Source organism: Streptomyces sp. CBMA29 (assembly GCF_014596445.1).
Lineage (GTDB): Bacteria > Actinomycetota > Actinomycetes > Streptomycetales > Streptomycetaceae > Actinacidiphila.
Genome location: NZ_MECL01000220.1, coordinates 116652 through 137248 on the forward strand (window position 1 = coordinate 116652; position 20597 = coordinate 137248).

Sequence of the window (20597 nt, forward strand, 5' to 3'; positions counted from 1 at the left end):
ACTCCGTTCCAGGCCAGAGAGGAATGGTCACATGGCCGCATGGTCCGGGTTCCATCCCTGTACGTGTATTGCCGTCGATGCCCAGGCATACAGCCGCAATGACGACCGCAGACAGTCCGAGATTCAGCACGACCTCCCACGACTTCTCTCCCGCGCCGCCGACGGTGCGGGACTGAACCGTTCCCAGTGGCACCTCCAGCCCAAAGGCGACGAGGAACTGGCCGTCTACCCGATGGACGGCTCGGAGCCACGCCTGGTCGACGATTTTGTACGCCATCTGGTCTGGGAACTAGGGGAATACAACCGGAGCAGGATCTCCGCGTCCCGGCTACGGCTGAGGCTCGCCGTCGACCACGGGCCCGTGGAGGTGGCGCCCAACGGTTTCGCGGGCGCGACCGTGGTGTCGGTCTCCCGGCTGCTCAACTCGGCGCATCTCTATGAGGCACTGCGTCAGTACGAGCCGGCGGACCTCGCCGTCCTGCTGTCCGACCACGTGTACCGGTCGACGGTGGGAAGCGGTCACACCACTTTGTCGCCGGAGGACTTCCGGAAAGTCGCCGTACAGGTCAAGGAATACGAGTCCGTCGCCTGGCTGCGGATACCCGGCGGAAACGGTTTCAGCCCAGGGCCGCGTCCCGCTGATACGGCGACGGCTTCGTCCGCGTCGCCGAGCCGATCCCACGGTTCGGCTGCCGAGAGCGCTTCCGGCCATCATTACCGGGCCGATCGCCTGAATGTGAACAACTTCGCGGGTCCGGTTGATCTGCGAGGAGGCACCGTGGGCTTTGGCGGCTCGAATGGCTGACGACGATGGGACTCCGACCGACGGGGCCGCAGCGGCGCCGCCTGAGGGAGTTCCGCAAGAACCGCTCGCGGCGGGCGGATCACCGGAGGTGCACGTCGTATCCGACTCCGCGGAGAAGGAGGGCGACGCCCAGGGATTCGCGGAGCTCCACCGTGCTTTCGGGCAACAGGTGCACAACCACTTCCACTCGACCGTCGAGGCTTCTGGGGCCACGTTCGGATTCGGCGCTCCACGGGCGCCCGGACTCGCCCCGGGCAATGTGCGTCCGGAGGAGGTCGACCACGCGCTGCGGCACTACTTGAGCCCTCAGCCGTGCTTCAGCGAGGCGCTCGCCAAAATCCGCCGTGATCACCTGGTGGTGCTCTCCGGCCACGAGGACACCGGCCGCCGCGCCGGGGCCTTCGCGCTGCTGCGGGAACTGACCGGGCCGGGTATCGGCCTCAGAAGCCTTTCGCCCGCGAACTCCCTGGCAGGGCTGACGGCGCCGAACGCGCTCAAGGAGCGCCAGGCGTTCGTCATCCTGGACTACGTCGGAGAGACGAACGCCGATCCCGTGCAGTCCTACGACATCGCACGGTTGGCGGAGGAGCTGCGCCGCAAGGACAGCTACCTGGTGATCACCGCGACCGAGAGCAGCCTGCGGAGACTGGCCTTCGACGGCTACTGCGTGCCATGGCGGGCTCCCGACCCAAAGGAGCTGTTCCGGGCTTGCCTGGATCCGCTCCAAGCGGCCGAACTGCCCTCGGCACTCATGGAACGGGTCGGCGAACAGCGCCGGCCCGCCGACGTGGTCGCCGCCGCGACCGGGTTCTGCGCCGGGGGGACGCCCACGGCGATGAAGACGATGAGCGGCAGCGATGCGGATGCCGTCCGGATGTGGTTCCGCAAGGTGCCGCTGCTGGAGGACCTGCTGCCGCTGGCCGCCCTGGCCTTCTTGGAGGGCATCCCGGAACGCAGCTTCGAGGAGCACCTGGCCACGCTGGAGGGACTCGTACGTGACTGGGAGCTCAGCGGTGAGTCCGCTCCCGGTGAGCGCGACGCCGTGCCGGTACCTGGCACCGGCACGACGGTGCTCCCCCAGAGCCGGGCCCTGTGGCGCAAGCGGGCGACCGGACTCGTCCGCGTCGATCGACGGCCCGAGCCGGGGCTGGGCGCGGACCGGAGCGAACGCCGGATGGTCTTCATCTCACCGGGCATCCGCGAACTGGTCATCGGGGAACTCCACACCCTCTACGGATACGAACTGTGGTACCCGCTGCGCCGTTGGCTGCACGACCTGGCGCAGCACCCGGACCTCGCGGTCCGCACCGAAGTCGCCCGGGGTACCGCCCTGTTCGCCGGTCACTCCCTGGCAGAGGTCGATGACCTGCTCCTCCAGGAGTGGGCGGACGGCCTGACCAACCAGCGAGTGACCGCGGCCCTCACCCTTCAGCACATGGCCGAGACGGACCGGTTGGCCCCGGCGGCCCTGACCATCGCCCTGGGCTGGGCCAGCAACAGGGGACAGGCTCGGGCGATCACGATGGCGATGGCGCTGTCGGGAACGCTCGGCTCCGTCTACCGCCTTGAGGTGCTCAACTGGTTGTGGCGCCTCACCGGTCGGGGAGAGCGTATGGCGGCCGCCGCACGTCGCTCTGTCGTGCTCTTGTTGCAGACGGCCGAGCAGGAACCCGAGCGGGCGCTGTTCACACTGCGCTACATACGTACGCGGATGGCCAACGCCCGCGCGGGTACCTGGGATCACCGTCGAACGACGCTGATCGCCGCCCAGGTGCTCGTGGCGCCCAGGCTCGGGAACCAGCCGGGCACCCTGCCCGGAGCCCTGCTCCGGCAGCGCCGGGAGAACGCCCGGCAATTGGGGAAGCTCTGGGCCGGGCTGCTGCTCAGCCGGAGTCGCCGTACCGCGTTCGAGGCGCTCTGCGACACCCTCGTCGACGTCCGCGACGAACCGTCCGTCGCCGACGCGGTACGGACCCTGGGCGAGGCGATGCGCGAGGAGATGACGCCGGCCCAGTGGCAGGCGCTGAGCTCCCGGTTGCTCGCGGTGCTCCGCCACCCCGACCTCGCCATGCCGAGCACCCGTCAGATGGCCCACGTGCTCCTCGGGACGCCGGGGGTCTAGCCGTTCCTCGGGACAGGCCGCTGTTCCGCTCGCAGGCCGAGGCGCATCTCAAGCCGCACCTCAGTTCGTACATCACGTCGTACATCAAGGAGATCGAGGCAAGTGAATTATCCCGTTGTGTCCGAGCACGTCCTTGGCGTGGTCAGCAGCCGCTTGTGGTCCCGCCGCCGACGTGAGGACGTGCCGCCGCTTCTTCCCGGCACCGTCCATGTCTTCCGCGTCGGCGGAGAGTACCGCCAGTACCCGGAAGGTCTGGTCTTCGACCCGGGTCACGCGGATGTGCTCGACGCCTCGTCCGTCAGCCTGATCGACACCAGAGTGCGCGTCGTCGATGTCCGTCGGACAGTGCCCTCGGTGAGCGAGGCGGACCAGTTCACCGTCAGCGTGTCCTTCTCGTGCCAGGTAACCGACCCGGCCCTGATCGCCCGCCAGGGCGTGGTCGATGTGACGGTGCCTCTCCGCGCCTACCTGGCGGGGGAGGACGACCTGCCCCGAGTGAGCGCCGGCTATCGCGTCGAAGAGGTCAACGCCGTCCGAGCGGAAGCGGCTCGCTGGATGACCGCGTACAGCACCGTCGTACCTCCCCGTGTCTCGGGAATGAGCGTGGAGTTCGTCGGCGTCGAGGTATACGTGGCCGACGAGCTCCGTGCGTGGGAGCAGAAGCTGCGCGAGCAGCGCCGCTCACACGAACTGCTGCGCGGCCAGAACGACTTCGAGTCCTACGACGCCCAGCGAATAGCCGAGTTGCTGGCCCAGGGGTCCGACTACGCCGACGCGATCGGCATCGTGCGCGAACGCGTCGATGTCGCCGACGTGGCCGCGCGTATCCACGGCCTCGCCGCCGCCCGGGAGGCACGCGCGGCCAGGATCGACGAGGAGAAGCGCGCACATGCCGAGGCCAGGGAGATGCTCTCGGCGCAGACCCAGCGGGACCTGATCCTCGAACTGGTGCGGCAAATGGGTGCGGAAGGCACTCTGTCCGATCCCCAGCCGCTGCTTGAGGAGCTCGTGCGCCAGGGCGCTTCGCGGTCCGGTGCCAACCCCGCACTCGACGTCGGTGGCACCCGGCCGTCGGACGAGCCGCGCCCGGCGCCCCGTAGTCTGCGGTCCGCGCAGACGCCGGAGGACGACTTCGTCAAGGACGAGGACGATTTCGTTGACTGACATGCCACAGAACCCGATCGCCCGGACGTTGTCCCGGCCCGTCGGCGCGGACGGGTCCCCGCACGCCGTGCCTGACCTGGGACGGTTCCTGCGCTCGCTCACCGGCGTCGACGAGGAACTGCTCGCAGAGGTCCGGCACGAACGCAGCAAGTACACCGCGCTCGGCGGTGTGGTACTCGGTACAGCCGTGATCGCGGCGTTCTCCATGTGGAACTTCGCCACGGAGGCACTGGGCCGGGTCTCGATCGTGGCCCTGCTGCCCACGGTCATCTGGCTGCTGCTCATCCTCAATCTGGACCGCTGGCTGGTCACGCCCGTACCGAACGCCCGTCGCAGATTCGGCCCCGTCGTGCTGCGGCTGGTGATGGCCCTGTTGCTCGGAGTCGTGATCGCCGAGCCCCTCGTGCTGCGAATCTTCTCCACAGCCATTGAGGAGCACATCGCCGACGGCCGGACGACCACGCTGGACGACCTGCGCGGCAAGCTGCTGGCCTGCAACCCGGTGCCGTCCGGCACCGCCGCCGCGCCGCCCGCGAACTGCGGCCACTACACGCTGGTCTTCGGCGCGACCCCCGGCAATCAGGCCGACGAGCTGGCGACTCTGCGCGAGGACGCCACAGCCCTGCAGAAGCGGGTCGACCAGGACAACACGGAGCTGACCGCGCTCGACACGCAGGTACGCGACGAATGCCGGCAGCTCATCCGTGACGCCGCCAGCGGCTTGCTGGAAAGGACGTCCGAGTGCCAACGGCTGCGCGCCAAGGCACGCGACTTCCGGGCGACGCACGCACTGGACACCGAACAGCGACAACTCAGCGGGATGAACGTCCGCATCGCCACGCTGGAGCGCGGGGTCGCCAGTTCGCGCGGCGACTTCGTGAAGGCCCGCGCGGCGGCGGTCGACAAGCGGATGGCCGAGGAGCAAGCGAAGCAGCGGGAGATCGGTGTCCTGGAGCGCATGCAGGCGCTGGACGAACTGGCCGCGGGCAAGCCCGTGCTGTTCGTCGGGATCTGGCTGGTCAGGGCCCTGTTCGTGTTCCTGGACGTGCTTCCTGTCATGGCGAAGTCGCTGGGGGGCGAGAGCACCTACGAGCGGATGCTCAGCTACGAGAGCACCAGCGCGGTCAAAGTGCACAGTTCCCGGGTCCGGCTGGCCGAACTGCGAGCACTGGCGGACACCGAGATCGCCCAGCACGCCATCGAGCAGGACGTCCGGCGCAGTCGTGCCGAGTCCGAGGCCGCGCACCGTGAGGTCGTCGCGACGACCAACATCCGTACGCGGCAGGCGATCAGCGCACTGGAGGAAGAGCTGCGCCGTACGTCGGCGCACTGACCGTCATCGTTGTCGATGTCGTCGGGCGGGCTCCGAGAGGCCGCCCGACGACCGGCGAGACAGGGAGGGTCCGATGCCTGACCGCAGCAGAGCGACGAACCGTCAGAAGGACTTGCTCCGGATCCTGACCGCTGAGACCCGGGAGGAGTTGGTGAAGGCGGACGGAAAGGCGGGACTCGTCCTGTCCTGTCTGGGCGCGGCACTTGCCACTCTTCTCGGCGCGCTCACCACGGGCAACCTCGCGCCGCAGCACTATTCACCACTGCCGCAGGCGCTGTTCTGGGCCGGTTGTGCCACCTGGATACCGGCCTTTCTCTTCCTCGGCATGGTCATCGCTCCGCGCCTGGGCCCGTCCCGGGCGATGCGTGCCCACTACTTCGGAGACGTGAACGCCACCCGCTCCACGACATTTCTCGCCGACGCCATCCGGCGCACCGACGTCAGCGACCGTGACCTCCAGCAACTGGAGCGGCTCTCGCACATCGTCTCGGTCAAGTACCGCTGCGTGCGGTACGGGATGCTGTGGTCGGCGGCGTTCGTGATTCTGACGGCGGCGGGTTTCCTCCTCGGCACATCGACCTGACGCCCTCTCGGCCGCAACCCCGGGAATCGCGGCCCGTACGGGCCCGCGGCCACCGTGTCCGCCAAAGCGCCGGGGTCCGGGCGCCGGCCCGTCACGCCTGGGCGGCCCACCCCTGAATCGTGGGGAGCACCGCCTCGGTGATGCGGAGCGGCATCGTGCCGTCCTTGCGCCACAAAGTCACCTCGTAGGAGCCGCCGCGGTCCTTCGCGTCCATGGCCACGGAGAGCACGCGGGCCGGGACACCGGGACCGCTCTCGCTGTCGCTCCCGTCGAAACGGAAGGTGAGCCTGACGGTGCGGTTGGAGTAAACGACGGCGGGGCGGCCCAGAACCGTCCGCTGCTGAGCGCCACTCCTCGGAGTTCTGAGTGATGCTCATCCACACTTCCCGACGGGCGCCTGAGCCCTACTTGGGCCACGGCTTCATCCCCTCGGGCGCATGAACGCAGATCAACGGGCGATCCGCGCTCACCATAAGGTCCAAGCCCTCGTAGGGTGTGCTTCCGATGCGCCAGATCAGGCCGTTCGCGTAAGCGGCCACAGCCCCGTCCTGCCGCATGAAGACATGCGAATAGCTGAGCCACCAGCCAACGGGAAACCATGAACCGCCGACGGCTGAGCCGATCGCCGAGGATTCGTCCTGATGCCTGCCGCCAGCCCCCACGGCATCGACGAAGAACGGTTCGCCGTTGATGAAGTTGGGGCCGTCCTCACGGGCGGGCCCAATCTTCAGGCCTCGGAACGTTTCGAGGAAGGCGGTTGCCAATGGGCTCGGGATGTACCCCTGCGCCTCCAGAGACTGGATGTCGGAGGACACGTCGAGGTGCCGCCCGGGGTACCAGCCAGCCTCCCGCAGGGCGGAAACCGTTGCCGGGTTCAATCGGGAGGTGAAATCCTCCGGTTCGCCGGGCACTAGTAATTCACCCCCAAGCTGTCCATCACTCGGCGGCATGCCCTGCACGGGGTGGCAGAAGCACCGTGGTCACCCTTGGGTGTATCGCTCACATGCACCGTAGTCATGTTCCCGCCTCGGATACCCGGTTCACCTTCTCGTGCATACGCCTTGCTCAGGCACTGCATTTCCGCACATCCACCGTTCATCGGGTGGGCATGCTGCTCGAAGATCTCCGCCATTTCATCCGGAGCGGTGACAGGCTCCTTGTTGTCCGATCGGTAGACATGGCCGCTCTGAGATTCATATTCGGCGGCGAAGTCGCTTCCCCGAGTCTCGCCCGCATTGGCCTGTGCGTCGAGGGATGCCTCACCGCAGTTATGGACAAGGACCGGCGTAGCCCCCGCCACTACATAGTACGTGTGCAGGCGGTGGACGGTGAGGTTGTAGGTGGTCTCGCTGTGCTGGTAGTTGCGGACTGCTGCGACGGTGATCAGAGTGCCGTTGGGCTGGCGGAGTTTGTCGCCGGGGTGGAGGTCGGCGGCGTTCTTCCACTCGTGGTCGGTGGCGTCCCAGTAGGGGTGGTGCTGGGTCGAGGTGATGGTGCGGGAGCCGTCGCCGACGTTGACCGTGACGTCGGTGAAGTCCTTGTCCGTCTTGGTGACGATGACGTCGGTGACGGTCTCCGCGTGGGTGGTTCCCGTGATCGGATCCGTTGCCAAGACCCGGTCACCGGACTTGACCGACGCTATCGGGACGATCTCACCATTTGCCTTGAGGACCTTGGTGTCCGCGGTGAAGCTGTTTCTCCCGCAGGCGCTCGCCTTGCTCTCACCGAATTCGGGAGCTCCCATGAACTCCAGAATCAGCAGGAGATTGGTTTGGTGCAGCCGGTGCGGCCGTAACAGACGTTGTGCCCCTTGTACTGCGGGTGCCAGTAGCCGCCGGCTCCAGTGGTTCCGGTTGGCGCCGTGGGGGCCGCTGGGGCCGTGGGGCTGATCGTCGACGCTGCAGAAGGGCGGGCAGTCGGAAGCGGGGTGGTGGATGCGATTACCGCCTCCGCCGGTGTCGCCCGACTGGAGACCGCTGGGGTCACTGGAGGTGACCGGGCTGTCGCCCGCGTAGGCGTAGCCCCCGATCTGGTTGGGGTCGGTGGCTTCGAAGAGCGGGTCGGCCGAGGTGAAGCGCCCGAGAGCGGGGTCGTAGTCGCGTACCCCGAGGCGCGTGAGGCCGGTCGTCGGATCCTGGGTACCGCCCACGAACCCCTTGTCGCCGGGCCAGCCGGTCGGCTGCGTGCCGCGCGGATTGCCGTACGGATCGAGGAGCCGGAACGTGGGCGTCTCGTCGGTCGCGGTCAGGCTGGTGGTGCCGGTCGCCTGGTCGTTCGCCGCGATGTAGCTGTAGGCGTTGCCGGCGCCGGTGCGGGTGCAAGTGGCGCCGCCTGGGAGGGCTACGTAGCGCGTGGCGGTGGTCGCACCCGAGCCGGTGACAGACGAGTCGTAGACGACTTCCTGGTCGGGGAGGAAGAGCGTGGTCTTGCCGTCCGGGTCTGAACGGAGGAGTTGATTGCCGTCGGCGTCGTACGTATAGGTCGTGGGGTTGTCCTGGCCCGTGGTCTTGAGGCTTGCGATCTGCCCCTCGTCGTTCCAGGACAGCGTGTCCGTGCCGGGCGTCGTGGTGCGGATGGTGGTGTTGCCGGCGTCGTCGTAGGTGTAACTGCTGCCCGTGACGGTGCCGTCGGGGGCGGTGGTCTGCGCGCCGGTGAGGGTGTCGGGCTGGGCTGTGGGATTGCCGCGCTTGCCGTAGGAGTACGTGGTGGTGCTGTCGGCGCTGATACCCGAAGTGCCGTGATTGACCTGTGTCTTGCGGTTGCCGTCCACGTCGAAGGTCCAGGACGTCCAGTACGTGGTCGTGGGGTCCGCGCCGCCGACCGTGGGGCTGGCACCGGCGGCGGTGGGGGCACCGGCGCAGTTGTCGGTCGCCGTCCACGCGTCGGTGAGGCGGCCGAGGCCGTTGTAGGCGAAGCACTGAGTGTCCGTCGCGGCGCCCAGGCGATTGTCCGTGATCTTGGTGATATCGCCCGCCAAGTCACGTGTGTAGGTCGTGTCCTGGATGTTCTGCGGAGCGGCGGACCGGCTGATATTGGTGTTGTTCAGCGCCCCGGTGTGCTCGTCGTAGGTGTTAGTGAACACCGCGCTGTTGGCCACGGCAGCGCCGTCGATGACCTGTGACACACGGGAGTAGGCGTCGAACATCGTGTCGCGGGTGTACGTGGACACACCGCCCACGGAGTCGACCATGTCCATGGAGTTGTAGCCGTAGGAGACCTTCTCCGACGGGAGGTTGCCGACCGCCGGATAGGTCGTGGACAGAGGCAGTCCGAGGTTGGGCGTGTATCCGTGGAAGTAGCTGTAGGAGCCGGCCAGGCCGGCGACGCTGGCCGGGATCGTGGTCGTGGTCTTGGTCGGATTTCCCTGAACGTTGTAGCCGTTGACGGCTTGGACGTACGCGTTGCCGGACGAGTCGTACTGGGTGGAAGACGTCAACCGGCCGAGGCTGTTCGGAACCGCGGTGTTGTCGTAGCTCCACTCGGCGAGCTTCGGCGACGCGGCGTCGGGACCGTCGTACCGGGCGGTCTGGCGTCCCAGGTCGTCATAGGTAGTGGAGATCGTCCTGTCGCGGGCGTCCGTGGTGGACGTCATGCGTCCGTCGGCGTCGTAACGCATCGTCGTCGTGCCGGTGTCCGGATCGGTCTGCGAGATCCTCTCGCCCAGCAGGTTGTAGGCGTACGTGCGCAGGTTCGTGCCGGGGTCGGTGATGGCCGAGTTCTGGCCGTGGCCCCGCCTCAAGATCAGCGACGGCTGGCAGGCGTACAACACCCTCCTCTGACCGGCCTTTTGACCGCTGCGCGGGGTGCGGACGGGCGATGGCGATGTCGGCGGGGAGTTCCGCGCCGACCGCTTGGCCAGGGTGTTGATCCGGTCGGCCCGCCCGGTTATGCGGGTCCTACCGGCCTCGGGCCTGTTCCATGTTGGCCCGGTGAGGACGGGAGAGCCAGTCCGCGTGCGGGCCCAGGCGCGCGTCGACCGGGTCGTCTCCTCGCCGGAGCGCGTCGATGTAGGCACGCTCGGCGGCGAAGCGGGCCGCCACCTCGCGGCCTTCGGCAACGGAGCCGTGGCCCGGGACCACGACGTCGGCCTGCCTGGCAGCCTTGGCCAGCCGGTCGAGAGCGCCTTCGTAGGCTCCCACCTGATCGTCCTGGCGAGCGTCGAAGAGCGGGATCAGGACGTCGGAGAGCATGTCGCCGACGAGCAGGACGCCTCGGTCCGCCAACAGGACCGAGGCGTGGCCGACAGCGTGCGCCTGGTGCTCGATGACCTGGCCCGGCACCGCTCCGCCGTCGGCGGGCAGCGGGGTGACGAGCGCGATGAGGTCGAGGGGTACGCCGGACGCGCTCTCCGCCGCCATCGCCTGCGCCCGCTCCCGGGCCCGACCGGCGACGCGGGCGGCGGCGCTCGTCGCGTAGCGCGGCACATCGCCGAACCGGGAATGCCACAGCAGATGGTCCCAGTGCGGATGGGTGCAGAAACCGGCCACCACCGGAATGCCGAGCCCGTCCACATCATCGGCGAGCTGGTCCAACTCGGAACCGTCGATGCCGGGATCGATCAGGACCAGCCCGTCCTCGCCGCGCACCACGATCGAATTGGACCAGACCCAGTCGCTCTGCCGCACCCAGACACCGTCGGCCACCTGCTTCAGCTTGCCCATCTCTGCTCCCATCTCTGCTCCCATCTCTGCTCCTATCGCTTGCCTGCACTGCCCAGCCGACTGCCCAGCCGACTGCCCAGCCCTCGGGACCGCGACGGCTTCCGCGCTATGCCTTATGCGGACGAAATTGCCAGACCTGTGTGACGTGCGAGGCGCCGCACTTTTCAAACGTGACCGGCACGCGAGAATCTCCTGTCGCGTCGTCGTGCACGGTCAGACAGCCCTCGTTGGAGATCACCTCATAGCCGCCCCGCGCCGGACTGATGGTCAGCTTCAGGTCCGTCAACTGATCCAGCACCGGCTCGCCGCACTCCTTTGGCCACATGAAGAATCCGGCCCCGTTCTGGTAACTCCCCATAGCTTTGCACAGCACGTCCTGGGGCGGCTGCCCCGTCATGTTGTCGGTCGTGCCGCCGGAGAAAAGGGGGCGAATGGTGGCTTTGGATGCGGCGCTGATATTCCAGATCTGACTCTTGTCCACGCTCTCGTTCCGATCGATCGCCTCGGCTGTGAGCTGGACTCCGCAGAAATGCCGAAAATTGGGCACTGAGTCGATTGCGCCTTTCTCGCACTCCAGGACGAGCCTCTTCCCCGGCGAACTGGGGACCGCCAGATAGAGGGTGTGCCCGCCCGCCTCCGTGGAAATCTGATAGACGCCGTCCGGCAGTGCGGACGGTACCTCGGGCGTCGTGCCCGCCGGATGAGTGGTGCCCGCCGGATGCGTGGTGAAGGTGCTCGACGGTGTACCGGCCGACCGCGACTTCGGGTAGCCGGTCGCGGGACTGTCGCCGGCCCCGTGGCGCGACAGAACGGCCCAGCCGGCGCACGCGGCAGCCGCGATCAGCACAGCGGCCAGGGCCCCGGTTCCGACTGCTCGTCGTCGGAAGAGAGCGGGAGCACCGCCTCCTCGGGGCTCCGTCCTTTGTTCCTTTTCAGGGTCAGGGGAAGTCCGTGACGGACCGCCCTCGGTCCGCGCGGACGGGCCGGACGGACTGTACCGTTCGTGCGTTTCGGATGGGTCGCGGAAGGTGCGGCGGGTGATGCCTTCGCCGAGCTGATCGACCACGGCGAGGGCGAACTCCGCGGCATGGGCGGCGGCACGCTCCTGGGACCCTCGGCTGTCGGCGGTTCCTTTGGCGCCATCGGCCATGTCGCTGATACCCCGGACGGTCAGCAGGGCCGAGCCATGGACGTGCACCGCCTGAGCGACTCCCGCGCTCTCCATTTCAATGGCGGCCGCGTCCTGGTAGTGCGCGTCGAGTCCACGGGCGAGTGACGAGTGTCTGGAGTCGAGGACGACCTCACCGGCGGCGATGGGCTTGAAATGGACTCTGAAAGGCGACGGTGTGCCGGGCGCGGACCGCGCAAGAAATTCGTCACGCTCGGCGTCCACGTGCTTGGCGAGCTGCAACAGACCGTGACTGGTCTCCCAGGAGCGGGGCCGCGACCGAGACCGTTCACCGTCCTCTTTGGCGCCGTGGACCGCGTAGATTCGCGTGCCCACCACGACGTCGCCGAGTTCGATGTCGTCCTTCAAAGCTCCGGCCACGCCGACGAACAGGACTGCCTGTGGCCGGAACATTTCGATTCCATGAGGGGCCATCACCGCGGCATTGACGTTGCCCTCTCCGGTTGAGCCCAATGCGATCCGGACACCGCTGCGCAGTTCGCCGACTCGGAACACTGTTCCCGTTGAGTGTTCATGCGGGCGCAGGCCGGTCGCATGGCGGCTCACGGCCTTGTACTCGAGTGGCAGCGCAGTAAGGATCAGAGCCACAACGGATAATTCGTCACTGTGCATTTATGCGCCCGGTCCTTCTGGTGCGAGGCATCGTCGTCAGGCGATCCAGTCTACGAACGAGGGCGACGATCCGAGGGCTGTCAGCCATTGCGGGGGTTTACTCCGAGCGCGATGTGAGGCTGATGCCGGTGACGAAGCGGCGGAATGAAGCACTACGACGGCCCGCGGCTCGACACGTTTCCCCAGAGCGAATGCAATTGCGTTCGACGAGGGTGATCCGCACCCCGACTCGGCGAAGATCCGCTCGACGCCCTATGCCGCGGCGCGTGGCGGTGCGCTGCCCGATGAGGGGGCCGACGCGACCGGTGGCGCGCTTCCGGTGCCGACGGGCGTCGTCGACGGTCCGGAGAGGTCCGCGTAGAGGACGATCTGGCAGCAAAGAGCGGCGAGCATGGACGCGTCGATCAGGGAAGTGACGAGCAGGGCGGCCGTCGCGTCGGACGAGAGCCAGAACACGATGAGCGCCACGGTGGGGACTGCGCAGAAAGTCAGCAGGTCGACGCCGAGTTGGAGATATTTGCGCGAAGCACGCCGCGCATCGCGACGATGAGCGTTCTCCCAGTCGAAGACGGGAGGGCCGCCGGGGCCGACGGCCAAGGCGGCCAGGCGCGGCGCGATGTCGTCGCGCACGTACCGTCCGATGGCCGAGATCTTCTGGTCGTTGACGAGGTAGGTCCAGCCGAGCGGCACGGATACCGGCGGCAGAAGGAGCAGAAGGCCCGTGTTCTGAAGCTGAAGGGCCGCGGCGACGACGGCTGCCATTGAGGCGAACGCCGCGTACAGCAGATTGTCACGGAATCCGATCCGCATCCGCTGTTCTTCCTTGAGGCTGCCGTACTCGACCAGAAGTAAGTCGGCTGTCGTCACTCCACCGCTGCCGGCCACAGCATCCCCCCACGGCTCGCACGATTGCGGACGCGACTTCCCTGCCCCCTACCCCGCGAGTGCGCAGCAGAAACAAAATGTGCCGCTTTGTGGCTGAAAATGGCGTGGTGGGTTGCCTGTTGCTCGTTGCTCGTTGCTCGTTGCCTGTTGCCCGGTGGCTACCGGCCTGAGGCCCCGGCGCAGGACGCCATGAGGTTGCGGCCCCGACTCCGGCCTGGCCCGGCCCGGCCCGGCCTTCAGAACGCGTATCTGACCCGTAGCCAAGGGGCGTGTGCCGCGATCAGCTCCCGGAGCCGGACGACGGCGCCGTGCTTGACGTCCCGCGCGTAGCGGACATTGAGCGCGCCGTTCTCCGAGCGTTTGACCTCCTGGGCGGCCGGTTGCCACAGCACGTCCTCCGCGCGCGGGTGCCAGCCGAGGTTGACCTCGTGCAACTGCTGGTTGTGGGTCAGCAAAATGACCTCGGCGGCGGCCTGCCGCTTCACCCGATCGGGCAGGACATCGTCGAGGCGGGTGAGCAGACCGGCCCAGTCGCGCTGCCAGCCGGGCCGCAGTACGACCGGTGAGAGGTTGAAGTGGACCTCGTAACCGGCGTCGAGGAAGTCCGCCGCGGCGGCGACGCGCTCCGCGACCGGGCTGGTACGGATGTCCAGCAGGCGCGAGTCGGGTTCTGGCATCAGCGAGAAGCGCACCCGGGTACGGCCCCGCGGGTCCAGCGCGAGGAGGTCGGGGTTGACGAACTTCGTGGCGAATGACGCCTTGGCGGTCGGCAGGGCGCGGAAAGCGGCGATGAGGTCGGCGGTGTTGTCGCAGACCAGGGCGTCGACCGAGCAGTCGCCGTTCTCGCCGATGTCGTAGACCCACGCCTGCGGGTCGCACTGGTTCGGCTCCTGCTTGGGGCCCTGCGCCCGCACATGCCGTCTGACGTGGGCGATGACCGCCTCGACGTTGGTGAACAGCGTGATCGGGTTGGCGTATCCCTTGCGGCGCGGGACGTAGCAGTAGGCGCAGGCCATCGCGCAGCCGTTGGAGGCGCCGGGGGCGATCCAGTCGGCCGACCTGCCGTTGGGGCGCGTCTCCAGGGTGCGCTTCACGCCCAGGACGAGGGTCTCCGTCTTGACGCGCACCCAGCGGGTGACGTTGCCCTCGTTGCCGTGCAGGGAGGGGATACGCCAATGGCTTGCCACCTCCGTGACGGGGACGCCGGGGAGCCGCGCCATGATCTGCCGCCCGCGCGGGGAGGCGAGCGCGGCCGGCTCGGCGTACACCTGCCGTACGTCCAGCATCCGGCGCGCCTGCGGGCTGTCCCGGAATCCGCCGTCGTCGGGCGGGGCGGCGGAGGGCGTGTCCTCCCAGCCGAAGAGGGTCTGCTGCTGGGGCGTATCGGGTGCAGCGGGCGTATCGGGTTGGACTGGCCGCTTGTGGGACGAGCCTGCCGGGGGCTGCGGCATGGCGCTCCTCCTGTCCACGGCCTGGTCCGGATCGGTGTGTCGTCCGCTCGTACGGTACGCGCGGCTGCCCGCGCCGCATGTGGTCGGCGGACGTGACGACGGACGTCATGGCGGACGGACGCGTCCGAGCCTACGGGGCCGAGCCCGGGGGCGGTGCGGAGTGAGCCGTCCGGGGCTGGCCGGTGGCGTACGTCCTGGCCCGCCGGAGTGTGGGCGCGCCGGACCCGCGCGGAGGCTGGCAGCATCGTCCGCGCGGAGCCCCGACCTGCGGAGCGCAGACCCCGCTGAGCACCGGCCCGCTGACCACCGGCCCGCCGCGGGGAGCACCGGCCGCCGCGAGAGGAGACCCCCATGGAACCGCGACCGCACTGGCTGTTCGGCGACCAGCTCGGCCCCCACTTCCTCGATCCCCGGCACGGCGGCCCCGACGCACAGGCGCCGGTGATCATGATCGAGGCCCGTTCGGTGCTGCGCCGTCGCCGGTTCCACCGCGCCAAGGCTCATCTGGTGCTGTCCGCGATGCGGCACCGCGCGGCCGAACTGGGCGACCGGGTGACGTACGTACGCGCCGAGACGTATACGGAGGGGCTGGCCGAGGTGCCGGGCGGCGGCGGCACGGACCGGCTCACGGTCTGCCACCCGACCTCGCGCGCCGCGCTGGGCCTGGTCACGTCCCTGGAGCGGGTGGACGTGCTGCCCGCGAAGGGCTTTCTGGTGCCCCGGGCCGAATTCACGCAGTGGGCCGGGCGCCGCAGTGGTGGCAGCCTGCGGATGGAGGGCTTCTACCGCTGGGTGCGCGAGCGGCACGACCTCCTGATGGACGGGGAGGGCCCGGCCGGCGGCCGGTGGAATCTCGACCACGACAACCGTGAGCCGCCCCCGCGCGGCCGGGACACCCTGGACGTGGCGGGCCCCTGGCGGCCGGAGGAGGACGAGATCGACGACGAGATCGACGACGAGGTCCGCCACGACCTCGACCGGTGGGAGCGCGACGGCCAGGTGTCCTTCGTCGGACGTCACGGCCCCCGGCTCTTCCCCGCCACCCGCCGCGAAGCCCTGTCGGCGCTGCGCCGTTTCCTCTCGCACCGGCTGCCGGACTTCGGACGGTACGAGGACGCGATGCTGGCCGCCGATCCGGTGATGAGCCACAGCCTGCTGTCCGCGCCGCTCAACCTCGGGCTCCTCGACCCGGCCGAGTGCGTCGAGCGGGCCGAGGCCGCGTACCGCGCCGGTGACGCGCCCCTGAACAGCGTCGAGGGCTTCGTCCGGCAGATCGCCGGCTGGCGCGAGTACGTATGGCAGCTGTACTGGCACTTCGGCGAGGACTACCGGCACCGCAACGAGCTGCGCCACCACGCCCCGCTCCCCGACTGGTTCCTCGAACTGGACGCCGACGCCGTCACCGCCAACTGCCTGTCCACCGTGCTCGCCCAGGTCCGGGACACCGGCTGGACCCACCACATCCCCCGGCTCATGGTGCTCGGCAGCCGCGCCCTCCAGGACGGCTGGGATCCGGCGGCCGTCACCGACTGGTTCCACCGCTGCTTCGTCGACGGCTACGACTGGGTCATGCTGCCCAATGTCGTCGGCATGTCGCAGTACGCCGACGGTGGCCTGATGACCACCAAGCCGTACACCTCCGGCGGCGCGTACCTCCACAAGATGAGCGACCTGTGCGGGCCGTGCGCCTACCGCCCCACCGACCGTGTGGGCGACCACGCCTGCCCCTACAGCACCGGCTACTGGGCCTTCCTCCACCGCCACCGGGCCCGCCTCGCCGCCAACCACCGCACGGCCCGCGCCGTCCAGGGCCTCGACCGGCTCAAAGACCTCCCCGAACTCCTCGACCAGGCCGCCGCCCGGGGCGCCCAAGCGCCGTGACGCCTCCCCCGACGGACGCGCGGCGCCAGACAGCCTGCGCCGCGCACGGCGCGGCCCCGGCCCTCTCATCGCCAACAGCATCCGCAAGGCCGGCCCCGCCCCGCGGGACATGCGCGAGACCGCAGTCCGCATGTCCAAGCGCTTCAGGTGCGGCGATCCGATCGACATCGCGACCGGCGAACAACCGAGCTCAGGCTCCTGAGCGATGCCGACCGGCCGGCTGTGCTCCGCTACGGATACGACGAGCGCGGCGACGTCACCGAGATCGTCGACTCCTCGGCTCTGCCGTTCCGCCTGAGCTACCACGAGCATCACCGTGTCACCGGCTGGGAGGACCGCGGCGGCACGCGGCACGCGGTACCAGTACGACACCGAAGGCCGTTTGTGTCAGTACGGCCGGCTCGGAAAATGTCCTCGCCTACGACATCGCGAACCGCACCACACGCGTCACCGATTCGCTCGGGCACACGACGACGTACGAGTTCAACGAGCTGGGCCAGCTCGTCCGTACGACCGATCCCCTTGGGGCTGCCGGAGACGGTCACTGTGCCGGACGGACGGCACCAGGTGGCGGCACGAATACGACGAGCGCGGCAATCTGACCCGTACGGTCGACCCGCAGGGCGCTGTCACCGGACGTGACTACGACACGCGCGGGCGGCTCGTCCGGATCACTGACGCCCTGGGGGGCGTTCGCGATATGACGTCGAACGGCGCGGGCCTGCCGACGGCCACCACGGACGTCGACGGCAATCTCGTCCGGCACATCGATCCGCAGGGGACTGTGACACTCTTCGACGTCGGGTCCTTCGACCGTCTGATGACGAAGACCCTCGCCGACGGCACGACCCTGCGTTTCGCCTACGACACCGAACTGCGGCTGACCTCGGTCACAAACTCACCGGCCGACAGCGGACCTACGACTACGATCCGCGCGGTGTGCTCCGCGGCGAAACGGACTTCAACGGCCGGACGGTCCGGTACGTCCACGACGCCGCAGGCCAGCTCGTCGAGCGGATCAACGGCGCCGGTGAGGCGACGCGTTACGTCAGGGATGCCGCCGGACGCGCCGTCGAGTGGCACGACGGCGACAGCGTCACGTACTTGGAGTACGACCCGACCGACCGGCTCACTCGCGCCGTCACCGCGGACACGGAACTGCTGCTCGAGCACGACGCCTTCGGACGGGCGGTTCGGCAGACCGTCAACGGCCGCACGCTGACCAACACGTACGACCAACACGTACGACCGGCTCGGCCGCCGGACCGAGCGCCGCACCCCGAGCGGCGCGGTGAGCACCTGGGAGTGGGACACGGGGATGCGTCCCACGGGCCTGCGCGCCCCCGGCCGACGCATGACGTTCGGATACGACGTGGGCGCGCGGAGACCGAACGGGCCCTCGACGCCGGCCTGGTGAGGATCCGACAGGAGTGGGACAGCAACCCTCGCCTCGCCTCGCCTTGCCTCGCCTCCCGGACCGTGAGCCGCAGCGGCTCGTCGGACGGGCCAGGGACGCTTGTCGCCCGGCGTACGTACGCGGCGGGCGGACGCGGATTCACCCTGGACGCGATGGGCCGGGTCACCGCGGTGTCCGCCGAGGGCTGGACCGAGCGCTACGCGTACGACTCGCTGGGCAACGTCGTGGTCGGCCAGTGGGACACCGGGCTGCCCGGGGACAGCGGCCCGATGGAGCGCCGAGGACCGGCTCGTCGAGGTACGCACGCCCGACGGGATCCGCTGGAGGTATCCGTACGACCCCTTGGGGCGCCGTACGGCGAAGCTCGGGATGGGCGAGGACGGCACGGTCGGGCACGGTCGTCAGCAGGACGGACTTCGTCCGGGACGGTACGCCCCCGGCCGTCGTAGTGACCTTCGACCGCGCCACCGGCTACACCCTGACCTGGCCGCCAACCCCACTGGTGCCCGTGGCCGACCGATCCGTACCGCTGCGCGTACCGCAGCGCGTGGTGCGGGAGCGGCGCGGGAGTGCTGCCGCAACTACGAAGCCTTTCTCGAACTCGCCCGCTCCTTGATCACCCTGTGCCAGATCAACTCATCGCGCTGGCCGCCGAAAAGGCTCACATGCGAACATGATTTAGGCCATCAGTGACGAGAAATGCAACAAATATTGACGCCCCCAAACATCGGGCGTAACTTCCGTTCTCAGCCGTCGCGCACCGCCCGCTCACCTCCCACACAGGCGAGCTCAGCTCCGTCCCCCCACTTCTCCGGGAGCAGCATGCGCAGAAGACGCGGGAAGCGCGGAAGCCGTCTTCCCGCGCCCCCACCGTCGTGGGCACCCCGTGCGGAGTGTGAACCGTTCCCCAACTTCCGTGGAGGACCGCGACCATGCCCGTATCCGCGCCACCGCGCCTTCGCTCCCGCCGTCGCTCCCGTCGCTCCCGCCACCGCGCGTCCCCGGCCGCCCTCCTGGCCGTCCTCGCCCTGTTGTGCGCCATGCTGTTCCTCACCAGCGGCTCCGCCTATGCCGCGCCGGCCGGTCCCGTCATCGCCGGGCCGGGCGCTACCTGCGTGGACGTGAGCGGCGACGACACCGGCGTCAACGGCGCACCCGTCCAGCTGTGGACGTGCCAGCCGCAGGCGTTTGACCAGCGCTGGAAGCACAACGCGAACGGATCGCTCGAAACCCTCGGCCGTTGCCTGGACATCATCGGCAACGGCACCGCGATCGGCACCCAGGTCGAGCTGTGGGACTGCGACGGCGTCGGCGGACAGAACTGGCAGCAACGCTCCGACGGCTCGCTGTTCAACCCGCAGTCCGGCCGCTGCCTCGACTCCCCCGGCGGCGCCACCGCCAACGGCACCCGTCTCCAGATCTACGACTGCAACGGCAGCGCCGCGCAGCAGTTCCGCATCGGTACACCCACCGGTGAGTCCAACGGCGGCGTGCGCATCATGCCCTTGGGCGACTCGATCACCGACGGATACAACGTGCCCGGCGGCTACCGCTCGGACCTGTGGCAGTACCTGGCCACGGACGGGCACACCGACGACTTCGTCGGCTCGCAGTCCAACGGCCCCGCGCGGCTCGGCGACCACGACCACGAGGGGCACCCGGGCTGGCGGATCGACGAGATCGACGCACACGCCGCCGCCTGGATGCGCGCGACGTCGCCACGGACGATCCTGCTGCACATCGGGACCAACGACATGATCCAGAACCACGACCCGGCCGGCGCTCCGGCCCGGCTGTCCACGCTGCTCACCCACATCACCGACGCGGCCCCCGCCGCCGACGTACTGGTCTCCGACCTGATCCCGCTCGCGGACCCGACCATCGAGAGCCGCGCGCGGCAGTACAACGCGGCCGTGCCCGGGGTGGTCTCCGCGCTCGCCGCACAGGGCCGCCACGTGCACTTCGTGTCCATGCACTCCGCGCTGACCACGGCCGACCTGGCCGACGGCGTGCACCCGACGGCCGGCGGCTACTCCAAGATGGCCGCGCGCTGGTACTCCGCGCTGATCTCCTCGCCCGTCACCCGCTGGGAGGCGGAGGACCCCGGCTACGCCTCGGTGCACGACGCCGACCTGCCGTCCAGCCCCACCGCCTCCGGCGGGGTGAAAGCCGGTCACATCGACAACGCCGACAGCTATCTGCAGTACGTGATCACCGCCCCCTACACCGGCGGCTACCGCATGTACGTGCGCGGGGGGAACGGCATGGGCACCGCCTGCACCCACCTGCTGACCATCAACGGCGGTCCGGCCACGACCGTCACGTACCCCTCCTACGGCTGGGACGAGTGGTCGATGACCGGCATCGATGTCCAGCTCCAACAGGGCGTCAACACCGTACGGTTCGCCAAGGGCGCCTGCTACGCCGAGATCGACGCGATCGACTTCGCCACCTTGGGCTCCCCGACGCCCTGGATCTGAGGCCCGCTCGCCGC

15 protein-coding genes are annotated in these 20597 nt (G+C 68.9%); 8 read left to right on the top strand and 7 right to left on the bottom strand.

The annotated features are described in order from the left end of the window. Positions 1-31: 31 nt before the first annotated feature. From BGM09_RS29825 to BGM09_RS29845, 5 genes are all read left to right on the top strand, one after another. Positions 32-805 (top strand): hypothetical protein, encoded by a 774-nt coding sequence (locus BGM09_RS29825; protein WP_188284827.1) that lies wholly within the window; start codon positions 32-34, stop codon positions 803-805. Positions 806-893: 88 nt separating this feature from the next. After that, complete coding sequence (locus BGM09_RS29830) at positions 894-2927, top strand: hypothetical protein (protein ID WP_317452948.1); 2034 nt, start codon at positions 894-896, stop codon at positions 2925-2927. A 102-nt stretch (positions 2928-3029) separates the two neighbouring features. Then, positions 3030-4091 (top strand): hypothetical protein, encoded by a 1062-nt coding sequence (locus BGM09_RS29835; RefSeq protein ID WP_188284829.1) that lies wholly within the window; start codon positions 3030-3032, stop codon positions 4089-4091. Position 4092: 1 nt separating this feature from the next. Continuing rightward, on the top strand, positions 4093-5424 hold the full coding sequence (locus BGM09_RS29840) for a DUF4407 domain-containing protein (protein WP_188284912.1): 1332 nt from the start codon (positions 4093-4095) through the stop codon (positions 5422-5424). Between the two features lie 73 nt (positions 5425-5497). After that, positions 5498-6007 carry a Pycsar system effector family protein gene (locus BGM09_RS29845; protein ID WP_188284830.1) on the top strand — a complete coding sequence of 170 codons (510 nt, stop codon included), beginning with the start codon at positions 5498-5500 and terminating at the stop codon, positions 6005-6007. A gap of 91 nt (positions 6008-6098) precedes the next feature. On the opposite strand, the gene BGM09_RS38615 is transcribed toward BGM09_RS29845, so the two are convergent. The 7 genes from BGM09_RS38615 to BGM09_RS29875 all read right to left on the bottom strand — a co-directional run bounded on the left by BGM09_RS38615 (position 6099) and on the right by BGM09_RS29875 (position 14805). After that, positions 6099-6221, bottom strand: coding sequence for a hypothetical protein (locus BGM09_RS38615; RefSeq protein WP_262928428.1), 123 nt, complete (start codon positions 6219-6221; stop codon positions 6099-6101). 190 nt (positions 6222-6411) lie between these two features. Continuing rightward, complete coding sequence (locus BGM09_RS29850; RefSeq protein ID WP_188284831.1) at positions 6412-6918, bottom strand: SUKH-3 domain-containing protein; 507 nt, start codon at positions 6916-6918, stop codon at positions 6412-6414. Next, positions 6918-9773 (bottom strand): polymorphic toxin-type HINT domain-containing protein, encoded by a 2856-nt coding sequence (locus BGM09_RS38620; protein ID WP_188284832.1) that lies wholly within the window; start codon positions 9771-9773, stop codon positions 6918-6920. The genes BGM09_RS29850 and BGM09_RS38620 overlap by 1 nt, the downstream gene beginning before the upstream one ends. Positions 9774-9903: 130 nt before the next feature. Then, the gene (locus tag BGM09_RS29860; RefSeq protein ID WP_223187781.1) at positions 9904-10692 is read right to left on the bottom strand and encodes an MBL fold metallo-hydrolase; all 789 of its coding nucleotides are present in this window, start codon (positions 10690-10692) and stop codon (positions 9904-9906) included. Positions 10693-10774: 82 nt separating this feature from the next. Then, positions 10775-12469, bottom strand: coding sequence for a 5'-methylthioadenosine/S-adenosylhomocysteine nucleosidase (locus tag BGM09_RS29865; RefSeq protein WP_188284833.1), 1695 nt, complete (start codon positions 12467-12469; stop codon positions 10775-10777). Positions 12470-12721: 252 nt separating this feature from the next. After that, positions 12722-13354, bottom strand: a complete 633-nt coding sequence (locus BGM09_RS29870) for a hypothetical protein (RefSeq protein WP_188284834.1) — start codon at positions 13352-13354, stop codon at positions 12722-12724. Between the two features lie 236 nt (positions 13355-13590). Then, positions 13591-14805, bottom strand: a complete 1215-nt coding sequence (locus BGM09_RS29875; protein WP_188284835.1) for a spore photoproduct lyase family protein — start codon at positions 14803-14805, stop codon at positions 13591-13593. A gap of 351 nt (positions 14806-15156) precedes the next feature. Here BGM09_RS29875 and BGM09_RS29880 point away from each other — a divergent pair, with 351 nt between their 5' ends. The 3 genes from BGM09_RS29880 to BGM09_RS38120 all read left to right on the top strand — a co-directional run bounded on the left by BGM09_RS29880 (position 15157) and on the right by BGM09_RS38120 (position 20583). Next, the gene (locus BGM09_RS29880) at positions 15157-16686 is read left to right on the top strand and encodes a cryptochrome/photolyase family protein (protein WP_188284836.1); all 1530 of its coding nucleotides are present in this window, start codon (positions 15157-15159) and stop codon (positions 16684-16686) included. Positions 16687-17625: 939 nt separating this feature from the next. Next, on the top strand, positions 17626-18552 hold the full coding sequence (locus tag BGM09_RS38625) for an RHS repeat domain-containing protein (RefSeq protein ID WP_317452949.1): 927 nt from the start codon (positions 17626-17628) through the stop codon (positions 18550-18552). A gap of 483 nt (positions 18553-19035) precedes the next feature. After that, positions 19036-20583, top strand: coding sequence for a ricin-type beta-trefoil lectin domain protein (locus BGM09_RS38120; RefSeq protein ID WP_223187782.1), 1548 nt, complete (start codon positions 19036-19038; stop codon positions 20581-20583). Positions 20584-20597 lie beyond the last annotated feature (14 nt).

Excerpts from the sequence above, each read along its gene's own strand:
- BGM09_RS29825 (WP_188284827.1), top strand. The coding sequence starts at position 32 with ATGGCCGCATGGTCCGGGTTCCATCCCTGTACGTGTATTGCCGTCGAT.
- BGM09_RS29840 (WP_188284912.1), top strand. The coding sequence starts at position 4,093 with ATGCCACAGAACCCGATCGCCCGGACGTTGTCCCGGCCCGTCGGCGCG.
- BGM09_RS29845 (WP_188284830.1), top strand. The coding sequence starts at position 5,498 with ATGCCTGACCGCAGCAGAGCGACGAACCGTCAGAAGGACTTGCTCCGG.
- BGM09_RS38615 (WP_262928428.1), bottom strand. The coding sequence starts at position 6,221 with ATGGACGCGAAGGACCGCGGCGGCTCCTACGAGGTGACTTTGTGGCGC.
- BGM09_RS29860 (WP_223187781.1), bottom strand. The coding sequence starts at position 10,692 with ATGGGAGCAGAGATGGGAGCAGAGATGGGCAAGCTGAAGCAGGTGGCC.
- BGM09_RS29865 (WP_188284833.1), bottom strand. The coding sequence starts at position 12,469 with ATGCACAGTGACGAATTATCCGTTGTGGCTCTGATCCTTACTGCGCTG.
- BGM09_RS29875 (WP_188284835.1), bottom strand. The coding sequence starts at position 14,805 with ATGCCGCAGCCCCCGGCAGGCTCGTCCCACAAGCGGCCAGTCCAACCC.
- BGM09_RS29880 (WP_188284836.1), top strand. The coding sequence starts at position 15,157 with ATGGAACCGCGACCGCACTGGCTGTTCGGCGACCAGCTCGGCCCCCAC.
- BGM09_RS38120 (WP_223187782.1), top strand. The coding sequence starts at position 19,036 with ATGCCCGTATCCGCGCCACCGCGCCTTCGCTCCCGCCGTCGCTCCCGT.